12 protein-coding genes and 1 riboswitch are annotated in these 13,125 nt (G+C 62.5%); of the genes, 7 read left to right on the top strand and 5 right to left on the bottom strand.

Going from position 1 to position 13,125, the window contains the following annotated elements; translation table 11 throughout:
• The first annotated feature begins 2 nt into the window (after positions 1-2).
• Genes AACQ43_RS10780 through AACQ43_RS10770 form a run of 3 tightly spaced genes read left to right on the top strand, consistent with a single transcriptional unit; the run spans position 3 to position 1,235 of the window.
• Entirely contained in the window at positions 3-359 is a 357-nt protein-coding gene (locus tag AACQ43_RS10780) for an MmcQ/YjbR family DNA-binding protein (RefSeq protein ID WP_168967244.1), read from the top strand.
• The gene (locus AACQ43_RS10775) at positions 356-844 is read left to right on the top strand and encodes a GNAT family N-acetyltransferase (protein WP_076360958.1); all 489 of its coding nucleotides are present in this window, start codon (positions 356-358) and stop codon (positions 842-844) included. The genes AACQ43_RS10780 and AACQ43_RS10775 overlap by 4 nt, the downstream gene beginning before the upstream one ends.
• Positions 845-899: 55 nt before the next feature.
• Positions 900-1,235, top strand: coding sequence for a DUF3802 family protein (locus AACQ43_RS10770; protein ID WP_024944925.1), 336 nt, complete (start codon positions 900-902; stop codon positions 1,233-1,235).
• A gap of 340 nt (positions 1,236-1,575) precedes the next feature.
• Here the strand turns inward: AACQ43_RS10770 and msrA are convergent, their stop codons facing one another.
• A complete protein-coding gene (gene msrA / locus AACQ43_RS10765; RefSeq protein WP_168967243.1) occupies positions 1,576-2,208 on the bottom strand; it encodes a peptide-methionine (S)-S-oxide reductase MsrA in 633 nt (210 codons plus the stop codon).
• Positions 2,209-2,467: 259 nt separating this feature from the next.
• Between msrA and argA the strand changes: the two genes are divergently transcribed.
• Positions 2,468-3,796: an amino-acid N-acetyltransferase gene (gene argA, locus AACQ43_RS10760; protein ID WP_011706389.1), complete on the top strand. Its 1,329-nt coding sequence runs from the start codon at positions 2,468-2,470 to the stop codon at positions 3,794-3,796.
• Positions 3,797-3,903: 107 nt separating this feature from the next.
• Positions 3,904-4,128, top strand: a riboswitch (Lysine riboswitch).
• Positions 4,129-4,217: 89 nt separating this feature from the next.
• The gene (gene lysC / locus AACQ43_RS10755; protein ID WP_168967242.1) at positions 4,218-5,570 is read left to right on the top strand and encodes a lysine-sensitive aspartokinase 3; all 1,353 of its coding nucleotides are present in this window, start codon (positions 4,218-4,220) and stop codon (positions 5,568-5,570) included.
• 94 nt (positions 5,571-5,664) lie between these two features.
• On the opposite strand, the gene AACQ43_RS10750 is transcribed toward lysC, so the two are convergent.
• Positions 5,665-6,753 (bottom strand): hypothetical protein, encoded by a 1,089-nt coding sequence (locus AACQ43_RS10750; protein WP_103829112.1) that lies wholly within the window; start codon positions 6,751-6,753, stop codon positions 5,665-5,667.
• A gap of 254 nt (positions 6,754-7,007) precedes the next feature.
• Between AACQ43_RS10750 and AACQ43_RS10745 the strand changes: the two genes are divergently transcribed.
• Positions 7,008-9,269, top strand: coding sequence for an LTA synthase family protein (locus AACQ43_RS10745; protein WP_168967241.1), 2,262 nt, complete (start codon positions 7,008-7,010; stop codon positions 9,267-9,269).
• Positions 9,270-9,358: 89 nt separating this feature from the next.
• Here AACQ43_RS10745 and AACQ43_RS10740 read toward each other — a convergent pair whose 3' ends face one another.
• Entirely contained in the window at positions 9,359-10,372 is a 1,014-nt protein-coding gene (locus tag AACQ43_RS10740; RefSeq protein ID WP_168967240.1) for a S66 family peptidase, read from the bottom strand.
• A gap of 265 nt (positions 10,373-10,637) precedes the next feature.
• Between AACQ43_RS10740 and AACQ43_RS10735 the strand changes: the two genes are divergently transcribed.
• Positions 10,638-11,480 (top strand): patatin-like phospholipase family protein, encoded by an 843-nt coding sequence (locus AACQ43_RS10735; RefSeq protein WP_168967239.1) that lies wholly within the window; start codon positions 10,638-10,640, stop codon positions 11,478-11,480.
• A gap of 218 nt (positions 11,481-11,698) precedes the next feature.
• Here the strand turns inward: AACQ43_RS10735 and AACQ43_RS10730 are convergent, their stop codons facing one another.
• Both AACQ43_RS10730 and AACQ43_RS10725 read right to left on the bottom strand, forming a co-directional pair.
• Positions 11,699-12,301: a hypothetical protein gene (locus AACQ43_RS10730; protein WP_168967238.1), complete on the bottom strand. Its 603-nt coding sequence runs from the start codon at positions 12,299-12,301 to the stop codon at positions 11,699-11,701.
• 271 nt (positions 12,302-12,572) lie between these two features.
• Positions 12,573-12,890, bottom strand: a complete 318-nt coding sequence (locus AACQ43_RS10725) for a heavy metal-binding domain-containing protein (protein ID WP_011706400.1) — start codon at positions 12,888-12,890, stop codon at positions 12,573-12,575.
• Positions 12,891-13,125: the final 235 nt, after the last annotated feature.

Raw genomic sequence — 13,125 nt, 5'->3', positions numbered from 1 at the left:
CCATGGAATTGACCCGTTTGAGATCCTTTCTGCTGACCCTGCCGGGCGCTCAGGAGGATACCCCCTTCGGCCCAGAGATCCTGGTCTATCGCATCGCCGGCAAGATGTTTGCCCTGCTGGACTGGCAGGCCGAGCCGCTGCGGCTGAACCTCAAGTGCGAACCCGAGCTGGCCCTGCTGCTGCGCGAACTCCACCCCGAGGTCAAACCGGGCTGGCACATGAACAAGCAGCACTGGAACACGGTCACCTTCAGCAACGGCCTGGCCGACGATCTCTGGCAGGGCTGGGTGCATCACTCCTACGAGCGGGTGGTGGCCGGTCTGCCCAAGGCCAAGCGCCCGCAGGCACCGCAGCGATGAGCCCCGCCATGGCAGCAGAGCCCAGGCTCGTTCAGCTGAACGAGCAGCACATCCCCGCCCTTTGCGCCCTGTTCGAGCAGTCGGTACGAAGGATTGGCCCCCAGCACTACAGCCCGGAGCAGGTGGAGCAGTGGGCCCTCGGCGCCCATCATCCCGGCTTTGCCGGCCAGCTGCGCGAGCACCATGGCTGGGTGCTGGAGCAAGGCGGCGAGCCACTCGGTTTCGTCACCCTGAGTCAGGATGGCCACCTCAGCCTGCTCTATGTGAGCGCCGATCACCCGCGCCGGGGCTATGGCGGCCTGCTGCTGGCTGCGGCCCTCGCCGAGGCAAAACGACTCGGACTCACACAGCTGACAACGGAAGCCAGCGTCTTCAGCTATGGGCTATTTTTACGGTATGGCTTTGAGCTGACCGGATTGGAGAACGTGGAGCGCGGCGGGGTCAGTTTTATCCGTTATCGCCTGCACTGCCGCTTGCCAAGCTAGGTCCAGCCACTAAAATACGCACAGTTTTTTCGTATTGTTGAGGATTGAGGCCGCCATGGTTGTAGAAAGCGAAGGCTATATCGCCCTGATTGAGTATCTGGTGGAGAGTCTGGGACTGTTTGAAACCCAGCAACAGAGCAGTGGTGAACAGACCATCGAAGATCTGGTGAGCGGCCGGGTGGCCAGCAACCTGATGGCCATCTGCGAGCAGAACCCGCAGCTCGATCCCAAATTGCGCTTCGTGATCATGCAGGAAGCCGATGCGGTGGTGGCCGATCTGGAAGAGGTGCTCTCCGCCGTCTGGCTGCGCGCCCCGACCCCGGAGCAGAAAGCCTTCCTCGAAGAGTTCATCGATCTTATCAAGAACCTGTTTGACGGCGCCATCAGCTGATCACAATGGCGAACGCCAAGTTCGCCACACCCTCGCAAATTTTCCGCACCGCAAACATGAAAAGGGCCGCCTTCAACGGGCAGCCCTGCTTGCTATCATTTCAACTCATCAAGCTTTTCAATGACTTTTATGAATTTTCGAGGCAAGAAATGTGTCTGGTCTTAGCCGCCATCCATGGTGGCTACTAGGTTAGGCAAAGCGGGTTCAATTTAGTTCCCGCTCATGACACATTTTTTTATGATTTTTTTCACTCTCCTGACAAAACCCGATAAAAAGGCCGCAAACGCGGCCTTTTTCTTTTCACAATCAATGACAAGTCACAGATACCCGTCATCTTCACCTAGCTGTTGAGGCTCGGTGGCAGGCAGACGCCGATGCCCCCCAGGCCGCAATATCCGTCCGGATTCTTCTCCAGATATTGCTGATGGTAATCCTCGGCGTAATAGAAGGGCACCAGCGGCAGAATGCGGGTGGTGATGGTGCGCCCGTCACCGCTGGCCGTCATCGCCTGCTGGTAGGCGGCCAGACTCTGCTGGGCAATCGCCTCCTGGGTGTCGTCCCCGAAGAAGATGACGGAGCGGTACTGGGTGCCGATGTCACCGCCCTGGCGCATGCCCTGGGCTGGATCGTGCTGCTCCCAGAACAGCTTGAGCAGGTCGCCGTAGCTGATCACCTTGGGATCAAACACCACCTGCACCGTCTCGGCATGGCCGGTCAATCCGCTGCACACCTCCTTGTAGGTGGGATTCTGGGTCACCCCGCCCTGATAGCCGGCGGCGGTGGAGTAGACCCCGGGCTGCTGCCAGAACAGGCGTTCCACCCCCCAGAAGCAGCCCATGCCGAACCAGGCCACCGCCATCCCTTCAGGCCAGGGTCCCTGAGTCGGGTGACCATTGACCGCATGCTGCTGGCCAATCACCATCGCCTCGCGGCGTCCCGGCAGCGCGTCTGCCGGCGAAATAATCTGTTCCATGCACCCTGTCCTTGTATAAAAACCTGTGCGATCGCACAGCTGACGAAAAGGAATATCGAAGATAACAGTTTATGGGCCGGGATCAACCTGAGGCGCACCCTCACACCGCTGACGCCCCTGCCCCGCCTGGTGTCGCCGCTGTTCGGGCCGCCAGGCCGTCCCGATGACAAAATCGCGCAAAATCAATATTTAATCTTGATTTGTGAATTTATTTTCATATATTGAGCCCATTGCTGTTTTTTTATGGAAGAAGCCTCAAGTGCGTGAACGCGAACCCAGCCTGGTCTATGCCTTTCGGCAGTCTACCCCCTACGTCAATGTGCACAGAGGCGCCACCTTCGTGCTGATGATGGGGGGGGAAGCCCTCTGCCACCCCAATTTCGCCAACATCGTCAGCGATATCGCCTTGCTGCAGACCTTAGGGATACGCCTGGTGCTGGTATTCGGCTCCCGTCCGCAGAACGACGAGGCGCTGGCCCGTGCCGGCATCGAGGCCCAGTACCACAAGCGCATCCGGGTCACCGATGACGAGAGCTTCGCCATCATCAAGCAGGTGTGCGGCGGGTTGCAGTATGACATCACCGCCCAGCTCTCCATGGGGCTCGCCAACACGCCAATGCAGGGTGCCCGCATCAGCGTGGTGAGCGGCAACTTCGTCACCGCCCAGCCGCTCGGGGTGGATGATGGCATCGATTTTTGCCACAGCGGTCGGGTACGCCGCATCGACGTGGAGGGGATCACCCGCCAGCTGGATCAGAAGAGCCTGGTGCTCATCTCTCCCATCGGCTGCTCGGTCACCGGCGAGAGCTTCAACCTGAGCTCGGAAGAGGTGGCCCGCCGGGTGGCGGTGGATTTGAAAGCAGACAAACTCATCTGCTTCAGCAGCACCCAGGGGGTGATGGACCGCCACGGCGAGGCCATCTCCGAGCTCTTCCCCGAGCAGGCCGAAGAGCTGCTGGTGGAGCTGGAACAGGCGGGGGAAGAGATGTCCGGCACCGCCCGCTACCTGCGCGCGGCCATTGCCTCCTGCCGCGGCGGCGTGCCCCGCTCCCACCTGGTGAGCTATCAGGATGACGGTGCCATGCTGCAGGAGCTGTTCAGCCGCGACGGCCTCGGCACCCAGATAGTGCGGGAAAGCGCAGAGCAGGCGCGCGCCGCCACCATCGAGGACATCGGTGGCATCTTGGATCTCATCCGCCCGCTGGAGGAGGAAGGGATCCTGGTACGCCGCTCCCGCGAGCAGCTGGAGATGGAGATCGACAAGTTCACCATCATCGAGCGCGACGGCCTCATCATCGGCTGCGCGGCGCTCTACTGCTTCATGGAAGAGGCGATGGCGGAAATGGCCTGCGTCGCCATCCACCCCGACTACCGCAACTCCAACCGGGGGGATCAGCTGGTGGCCAAGGTGGCCGAGCGGGCCAAGCGACTCGGCATCCGCCGCCTGTTCGTGCTCACCACCCGCTCCATCCACTGGTTCCGGGAGCGGGGCTTCGATCCGCTGGAGGTGGAAGATCTGCCGGTGGCGCGCCAACGCCTCTACAACTGGCAGCGTCGCTCCAAGGTTTTGTCAAAGACAATCGTATAACCCATTGATTTTGCGTTGACTTGGCTGACTTTTTGAACTTTTTCACAAACTCGATTGACAGTGCAATCCAACGCAAGGTATTTCTAAATGCACTCCACCGCCCTGGTGGAGCCAGAAGAGGAGCGCTGCCCAGGCAGCCCGAGGGAGGACACCAGTGTCCGGTGAACTTGGGTCAGGGGGAGCAGCGCCGAGACATCTGAGGCAACTGGATACCTCAGTGTCGGCTGCGGGGGCTGAATCCCCCGGGTTGTCATCGGTAGTGGTCATCCCCCACCGCGCCCCGTCAGGGGCGGGTACGGGATGGGCTCTGCGGGTGGAGTGCTTCTGGCCGGGATAGCTTCGATCATTCCTGCCATTTTCAGCCTCCTCCTCTCTTTTTGCCCGATGGATCCGGATTTTCATATTAAGACAGGAGTAAGCAATGAGCCCGATCAATGTCGCCAAGTTTGGCGGAACCAGCGTCGCCAACGCGGCAGCCATGAACAACTGCGCCGATGTGGTGCTGGCCAACCCGGCCACCCGGGTGGTGGTGCTGAGCGCCAGCGCCGGCGTCACCAACCTGCTGGTGGCACTGGCTCAGGGCGACCTGGACGAGGCGGGCCAGGAGGCGCAACTGGTCAGGCTCACCGAGATCCAGCAGGCCATTCTGACGGAGCTGGGCGACCCAGGCGATCTGAGTAGCCTCATCCACGGCCAGCTCGGCGAGATCCGCACCATGGCGCGCCAGGCTCATCTGCACACCGATGCCGAACTGGCGGATCGCCTCATCGCCTGCGGCGAGCTGATGTCCACCCGCCTCTTTACCGAACTGCTGCGCCAGCGTGGCGTGAAAGCCTGCTGGCAGGATGCGCGCCAGTTGCTGCGCACCGACAGCCGCTTTGGCAAGGCCAGCGTGGATCTGGCCGCCACCCGCACCCTCTGCCAGGCCGCGCTGGGCCCCCTGCTTGGCGACAGCCTCATCATCACCCAGGGCTTTATCGGTGCCGACGGCGATGGGCGCACCACTACCCTGGGCCGCGGCGGCTCCGATTACAGCGCGGCCCTGTTGGCCGAGGCGCTCGATGCCGGAACCATCGAGATCTGGACCGACGTGCCCGGCATCTACACCACGGATCCGCGCCTGGTCACCCGGGCCCGCCCCATCCCCGAAATCAGCTTCGTGGAGGCGGCCGAGATGGCCACCTTCGGCGCCAAGGTGCTGCACCCAGCCACCTTGCAGCCGGCGGTGCGCCAGGACATCCCGGTGTTTGTCGGCTCCAGCAAGGATCCGGCTGCCGGCGGCACCTGGATCCGCGCCAGCACTCGCACCAATCCGCTGTTTCGCGCCGTGGCCCTGCGCCGCAACCAGGTACTGGTCACCCTGCACAGCCTCAACATGTTCCACGCCTACGGTTTTCTGGCCGAGGTGTTCGGCATCCTGGCCCGCCACCGCATCTCGGTGGATCTCATCACCACCTCGGAGGTGAGCGTGTCGCTCACCCTGGATCACACCGGCAGCCAGAGCAATGGCGAGCCCATCCTCGGCGACAAGGTGCTGGCGGAGCTTGGCCAGCTGTGCAAGGTGCAGGTGGAGACGGGGCTGGCGCTGGTGGCGCTCATCGGCAACCGGATGAGCGAAGCGGCCGGGGTGGGCAGTCAGGTCTTTGACGCCATTCGCGAGCACAACATCCGCATGATCTGTTACGGCGCCAGCGCCCACAACCTCTGCTTCCTGGTCAAGGAGGACGAGGCGGGCCACATCGTCAACCGCCTCCACCAGGAGCTGCTCGACTGATTGTGCAGGCACAGCATGGAAATAAAGAGAGGGGCCGGCTGGCCCCTCTCTTTATATAGGGTGATACGCAGATGAAATCTAAGTGCGGTTCTCCCTAGCCCACCAGGGTCGGTACCGGCAGCAGGTTGGCCCGGATCTCCTCGCGCAGCCCTTCCAGCCGGCTCAGCAGCGCCACCTGACTTAAGCCAGCCTCGTCGGGGCCCAGGTTGTCCACCAGCTCGGCGAAATGCTCGGTCACCGCCTGCTGCAACCAGTCGAGCCGGCGCAGGGTAAGCGGACCGCAGCTCTTGCCGCTGAGATCGTCGGCAATGTCGAGCCGATGGCTGCGATACATGTCGCGCCACCAGTTGGCGGCGAGCGCTTCCTCGCTGGCCAGCGCCGAGCGCCACTCCCCCAGCAGGCTCTGCAAGCGGGCAAGCACCGGCGCACTCGCCCCCTCCCGGGTCAGGTGTTGCAGCTCCCGCTGCGCCCAATTGATACACAGGCCGCGCCAGTAGCGAAACTGCGGCAGCGGATCCGGCTCGTCGAGCCACAGGCCAGAAAGGGTGCGGGTCTCCAGCCGCTCCGGCACGTGAAATGCGGGATCGGTGAGGCCGTTGGAGTTGAATTCATGGCGGGGGTCAAAGGGCCACATGTAGCCAAAGTCGAACACGCTGATCTGCTGGCCGTCGTCGAGCAGGTTGCCGGGGCTCGGATCCCAGTCGAACCAGCCCCAATGGGCCAGCTCCGCCTGCACCGCCAGCATCTGCGCCAGGTTGCGCTCGTTCAGTGCATGCACCGGCACGCCCCGCAGCCAGGGGGAGACCAGCACGCCGGCCCGGGCCGAGCCAAAACAGGTACAGACCACGTTGGCCAGGATGGTGGGGTGCAACTCCCGCAGGGCCTCAATCTCGCGGCGGCGCTCCAGCTCGGTCAGGAAGGCGGTTCTGCCGTCCACGTTGGCCACCAGGGAGTCGTGCCGGCGCCGCTTCAGGCACCAGTGATGTCCCTCCACCTTGAGGTGGAACACCTCGGCGGTGAGGCCATGACGATAGACCTTGAGCACCGCCGGATGATCCTCCTTGAGTCGCACCAGCTTGGCCACGGACAAGGGACAGTCCTGCTCGCGCCCGATCCGGATCTCCTGTTTGCTCTCCAACATGCGGAGCAATCTTGCCTGACGTGCCGCTACTTTGGGATTCATACATGTACCTCCATCCATATTGAGAGACTAAGCAGCAAGGCAGAGGCAGGCCAGTGGCAAAGCGCCATGATGACGCTTTCATCACAGAATGAGTGCGGCCCCCGGATCGGGATCACAGTTTGCATGGTTTCACGGTCACGCAATGTTCATTGTCCGGTCATTAAATTGACAACAAGGAACAAGCCCATCACCATCGGGTCAAATTAAATGCAGCAGCCATGTTTCATCGCAACTCGCTCAAAGGATGAGCCCATATGAAAGCCCCCACTTCAGCGCGCTTGTCAGCCAGGGTGCCTGCTCTGCCCGCCGTGCTGCTCGCCATGCTGGCCGCGCTGCTGCTGCTGACCCTGTTGCTGCCGCAGATCAACCCCGCCAGCTGGCTCGGTCGGGCCCAGCCGCTGGTGCTGGGGCCGGCGGACAACCCCATCGCCACCCTCACCCGTCACGCCCTGCTCTACAAGAGCGACAGCCGCGGCCTCTATCTGGTGGTTCGCAGCCAGTGGCAGTTGCGCGGGCCGCTGCAGGAGGGTGACAAGGTCAGGGTGGAGCTGCTCAATGAGAGGGGCGAGCGCATCGATCAGCTGAGCCAGCCGGTGGACAAGCGCCAGCAGTGCCGCAAGGGGCGCTGTACCCTGGATCTCAACAGCACCCTGCGCGCCCCCGACGACGCCCTGGCCAGCCGCTATCAGTTGCGGATCGGCCTGCTGCTCAAGGAGAGACCCGAGAGCGGTGAATTCAGCCAGATCCTGCAGACCCTGCCGGAGCGGGGTTTCAACCTCACCTATCTCTGCACCAGCCTGCTGCTGGTGCTAGCCCTGAGCGCCGCCGTGCTGAAGGTAGTGCTGCCCACCCTCAGGCGCAATCTGCGCTGGCGCATCGCCGGCAGCCTGCTGCTCGGCAACCTCACCTTCGTGCTGCTGCACGGCTTCGTGGTGTTCAAGCTGGGGGAATTTCTGCTCTGGTCAGGCTTTCGCCCCGAGCACTACTACCTCGCCTGGGGCAGCATGGTGCTGGGCTGGAGCCTCTGCGCGCTGGCGGGCTTCAACCTCTACATGGGGCTAGTGTTCACGGCGCTGTCCGGCATCGGCCTCTTGGCGAATTTCATGAAGATCGCCATCTACGGGGTACCGCTCGGGGGGGACGATCTCGGCAACCTGGTGGCGCTGCTGCGCATCCTGCTGGAGCAGCACCCGGTGCTGCCGCTGCTGGGCGGTGCGCTCGCCCTCTTCTTGTGCTGGCGCTTCGCCCTGTCGCGCTGGATCCTGCGCACCCTGGCCGCCACCGCCGCCTTCTTTGCGCTGTGCGTGTTCGCCACCCAGACCGGCAACAAGCTGCTGGGGCCCAACATTCGCTACGTGGACAGAGCGGTCAACTACCACAGAGACATCATCCGCTCGGGACCCGGCCTCTATCTCTTCAACCTGGTGGACGAGATGCTGCAAAGCGGCAGCGTGTTTCGCTATCCCTTGCAGATCAACGAGTTCACCCCTCAGCTCAGCCACGTCAGCCTGAGCCAGCCGCCCCGCTTCGATCTGGTGATCGTGCTGCAATATGAATCCCTCTGGCTCGGCTGGCAGGGCAAGATCTGCGCGCCGCCCCCCACCCTGAGCCTGCCGGCCAGCGTGCAGCAGTGGCACAAGACCATCCACTCCCCCACCACCGGCGGCATGACGGTACTGGCGGAGTTCGAGATGAACACCGGCCTGCCGGTGGGGCTGCTCAAACAGGGGGTGGTGCCCTACTACTACCTCTCGGAGCAGGTGCCGGGCCTGGCACAAAGTGCGAAGCAAAGTGGCTACCAGACCCTGTTTGCCCACCCCTATGTGGAAAAATTCTGGGGCCGCGCCAAGGCGATCCCGGCCCTTGGCTATGAAGAGCGCTGGTTCGATACCCGCTTCTCCACGCTCGAACACAAGGGGCTCTATATCTCGGATGATGCGTTGATCGACCACCTGCTCAAGCGCAGCGAGCAGGATGAGCAGCCGCTGTTTGCCTACGCGGTCACCATGCAGGGGCACGGCCCCTTCGACGGGGATCGCTACCAGGCCCAGCAGCTCGACAAGGCCTGCCCGGATCAGAGCGACGCCGACCGTCAGCTGCTCAACACCTACTACACCGGCGTGGTGGATGCCATGGCGTCGCTGGAGCATCTGCTGACCAGCCTGGATCGCTCAGGAAAACGCTATCTGGTGGTGGCGTTTGGCGATCACCAGCCGTTCCTGATGTCCGCCGGCAAGGGCATTCACGGCGACAAGCCGCCCCGCGATGCCAGCTACCAGATCCCCATGATGGCCTTTGCCCGCGCCGATGACTCCCTCAATCTGGCGACCCAGTTTGCCCCGGTGCGCCAGCTCTATCAGATGGGTCAGGCCACTCGCCAGCTGCTGGCGGGCGACATGACCCCCATCCCGGATCTGGCCCTGCTCCACCCGGTGCTGGGAGAAGAGAAGGGATTTGATGTCGCGCCCCTGGTGCCGCAGATCCGCGCCAGCTTCCGGCCCGACGCCCAGCCCTGAGCCCCGCTATCGCGGGACAGATGACAAAGAGGTCGCCCGGGCGACCTCTTTGTCTGTTTGCCGATGCGGCGATGGCAGCCGGAGCGGGTTCACTCGCCGAGCCAGGACTCGCACAGGGTGAGACGCTGGGCATCGAGATCCAGCATCACCTCGATGCCAAGGGGCAAGGTCAGCATGGGGTGGGTGTGGGCGCAGTCATACTCCGCCAGAATGGGGAAGGTCGGCTCCCCCACCACCTCCAGCAAGATGTCGAGCGGCCGCCGGCCGCTGCCCTGACTGTCGAACAGCTCGTGTTTGCCGAGCACCAGGGCACCGATGCGATCAAACACCCCGCACAGCTTGAGGTGGGCAAACGAGCGCTCCACCGTCGCTGCCAAATGGAGGCTGTCCTCCAGCAGCAGAATGTCCCCTTGCTCGATGGCCGGCATATAGGGGGAACCCCAGATCCCCGCCATCGTATTGAGGTTGCCGCCGATAAGCCGGCCCCGCACCCGACCGGTACCCACCGAGATCAGTCGGTTTGGTTGGCACTGCTTGGCCCTGGTCTGCTGCTCCCAGTCAAGCCGCTCCTCGGTCCATTGCGCCGGGGTCGGCACTGTGTGGGGCACGGCGGCGCCCCCGGCCTGACAGATCTGGCGAAAGCCCGCCAGCGTTTCGTCCACCAGCGGCGAGAGCTCGCCGAAAGAGGCCACCAGCGCCGGCCCGTAGAAGGTGACCAGGCCAGTGCGGGCATGAATGCCGAGCAGCAGGGCCGTCACGTCGGAGTAGCCGATGACTATCTTGGGATCGCGCTTGAGTGCATCGAAATCGAGGTAAGGCAGCAGGGAATTGGAGTTGTTGCCGCCAATCACCGACATGATGCAGCGCACCTCTGGATCGCGAATGAGGGCATTGAGCTCCTCGGCCCGGGCGGCGATGGAGCCGGATCGCCAGTGATCCTGCTGGCCGGTGAGGCTGCCTGCCTTGAGTCTGAAGCCCTGCCCCTCCAGAAACGCCCCGGCACGGGCAAAGCGGTTTGGCGCCCAGGCGGTGGCCGCACTGGAGGGAGAAAAAAAGCCGATGGTATCGCCGGGCTTGAGCCCCGGCGGTTTGAGCAGAGCCATGAATTGCGTACTCCCTGACAGAGATGATGGGGCCCCTCCTTCCCGGGGCTGAGGATAAAAACGTCCCCATACTAGTCCCTTCCTAGTCTGCTTCACAAGCAGTCAAGCAACCCCTTTTGTTTATTAAAACAAAACGACTAATTCAAAATTTACAGATATACCGAACAATATCCCCTGCCTAGAATGAACCCAATCCGCTCGCCGGCCCACAGCTGGCCTTCCTAATACGGCTCTGTTTGGCCGGATCATCGATAAGGCGTCAGTCATGAAAACACACCCATCCCCCAGCGCTCTGGTTGTCGAAGGCGGCGCCATGCGCGGCATATTTGCCAGCGGCGTGCTGGATGCCTTCATCGAGCATGACTATCGCCCGTTTGACTTTGCCATCGGCGTCTCGGCGGGGGCCACCAACCTGCTGGCCTATCTCGCCAGCCAGCATGGTCGCAGCCACGACATCCTGACCGAGCTGGCCTGCCGCCAGGAGTTCATGGACCCGCTGCGTTTTGCCAAGGGAGGCAATCTGGTGGATATCCACTGGCTGTGGAACACCAGCTGCCGCAAGTACCCGCTGGACGTACACAGCTACCGGCAAAGCGGCATCCCCTTCTACGCGGTGGTGACCAATACCCTGACCGGCAAGGCGGAGTACATCCGGGTCAAACCGGAGAACATGAATGAAGTGCTGCCAGCCAGCTGTGCCATCCCCCTCGCCTCTCGCGAATATCCCGAGGTACACGGGGTGCCGATGACCGATGGCGGGGTAGCCGACTCCATCCCGGTGATCGAGGCCTACCGGCGCGGCGCCCGTCAGCTGACGGTGATCCTCTCCGAGCCGCTGGGCTATCGGCTCAAGCCGATGCCCTTCCCCTGGATGATCCGCACCCTGCTGAAAACTCGCCCCGCCCTGGCGCAGGCGCTGGAACAGCGGGATCGCAGCTACAACGAGGCACTCGATTTTATCGCCAATCCGCCAGCGGACTGCCAGATCGAGGTGATAGCGCCGGCCGACTACTTTCCGGTCTCCCGCTTTACCCGTGACCCCGACAAGCTGGAGCTAGGTTACGTGATGGGCAAGTGCGCCGGCTATCAGGCCGCCCTGCTCAACTAACACCGACAGAGAGTAATGCAGCCGGGCTACAGGCCGGCTCGTCCAACATCGCAACCCAGCCATCACCTCGTTTGGGGAAGCAGAGCATCAAGGTCGACAACCGGTGGGGATCTGTCGTCGGCCGGCGCGTGGCTCCGCTTCCCCTTTTTTCTTGGCCACACAAAAAAGCGGCGCAAGCCATCGCCTGCGCCGCTGTTACCCTCTAGATGAACTGTCGGTTATTCCAGCGTGATCGGGCCGGTCGAGCCGGCATCCGTATCCTGCCAGCTGCTTTCGCTGCGCACTCGGGGATCGCCCTGCAGGGTATAGAGAATCATCCCCTGACGAAACTGCAGGGCACCGTCGGTGCGCTTGGCCTTCACCTTGACCTCGTTGACCCACACCTGCTCCTTGCCGTCGATCCGGATCTCGGTCACGGTCTGACCGGTCCCGCTGTTCTTGGCGGTCCACTTGCCCTGATAGGGAGAGTTTCCCTTGGCCATCGGCAACGCGGCCGCCTTGCCTGCTGACCAGGATTGCACGGTGCAGAGGCCGTTGGCCCGCTTGTCGTGCTTGATGGCGTAGTCGATGCTGGGCTCGCTGGTGGCGGAATCCGAGGTGATGCCGATCATGATCTTGCCGCTCTGGGCCGAATAGGCATTGGGGGCATCGGTTTTCAGGGTGGCCTTCTTGCCGTTGATGTAGACGCTTCCCCCTTCTCCCTTGACCTGGATATTCATGGGGCAGCTGGCGCTGAAATTGGGCACGGCCGCCGCAACGCTGCCAGCATGGGCGGTGATGGCCAGGGTGATGATGGTCAATAGAGCTGATTTCTTGTGCATCTTGATACGCCTTGAGAGAGATGAAATTCATCCATGCCGGATGTCGTCCTGATGGCACACACTCTAGTGCTGACGGCTCACCGCCGCCCAGTTAAAAAATATGAAATTGGCAGCGGGCCATTATTAAAAAATATTAAAGATAACAATCAACAAGTTATGAGCATACATTGGCACATTTTCTGCTGATGGCCAGGGAAGCGGCACCGCCAGCCCCCACAAAAAAGCCGATAACCAGGTTATCGGCCTTTGCCAAAGCAGGGGGAGCGCAGGCTTAAACCAGCACGGCGGTTCCGCTGATGCTGACCATCAGCATGCTGCCGCTTTGCCCCACCACCTCGTAGTCGATGTCGATGCCGACCACCGCATTGGCCCCCAGTGCCGCGGCGCGCTCCTTGAGCTCGTCGAAGGCGATTTCCCGGGCCCGGGCCAGCTCTTTTTCATAGGCGCCGGAGCGGCCGCCGATGATGTCGCGGATGCCGGCGAACAGATCCTTGAACACGTTGGCGCCGAGAATGGCTTCGCCCACGACGATGCCGCGGTACTCGCGAATGGTCTTGCCTTCCAGGGTGGGAGTGGTTGAGAGGATCATCTTGCTTTCCTTGTGGAGTGTACTGGGGAGACAGCCTAAAGCAGCGCAGGGGACCAGGCAAGCAGGCAGACTCGATACGTGCCAGCCAGACCCTGGCTGATCGTGCCCCATATCCCGGAGCCATATCCCGGAGCCACAGCCCGATGACAGGCCTGTTTACCGGCAGACGTTATCGACAAAAGACAACGCCGGGCCGTCGACACGCCCCCTGCAGACGTCCCTTTCATTAGCCGAT

Source organism: Aeromonas sp. DNRA1 (genome assembly GCF_963888745.1).
GTDB lineage: Bacteria > Pseudomonadota > Gammaproteobacteria > Enterobacterales > Aeromonadaceae > Aeromonas > Aeromonas hydrophila.
The sequence above is the reverse complement of the archived record's forward strand: the minus strand, read 5'-3'. Positions and strand labels throughout refer to the sequence as shown.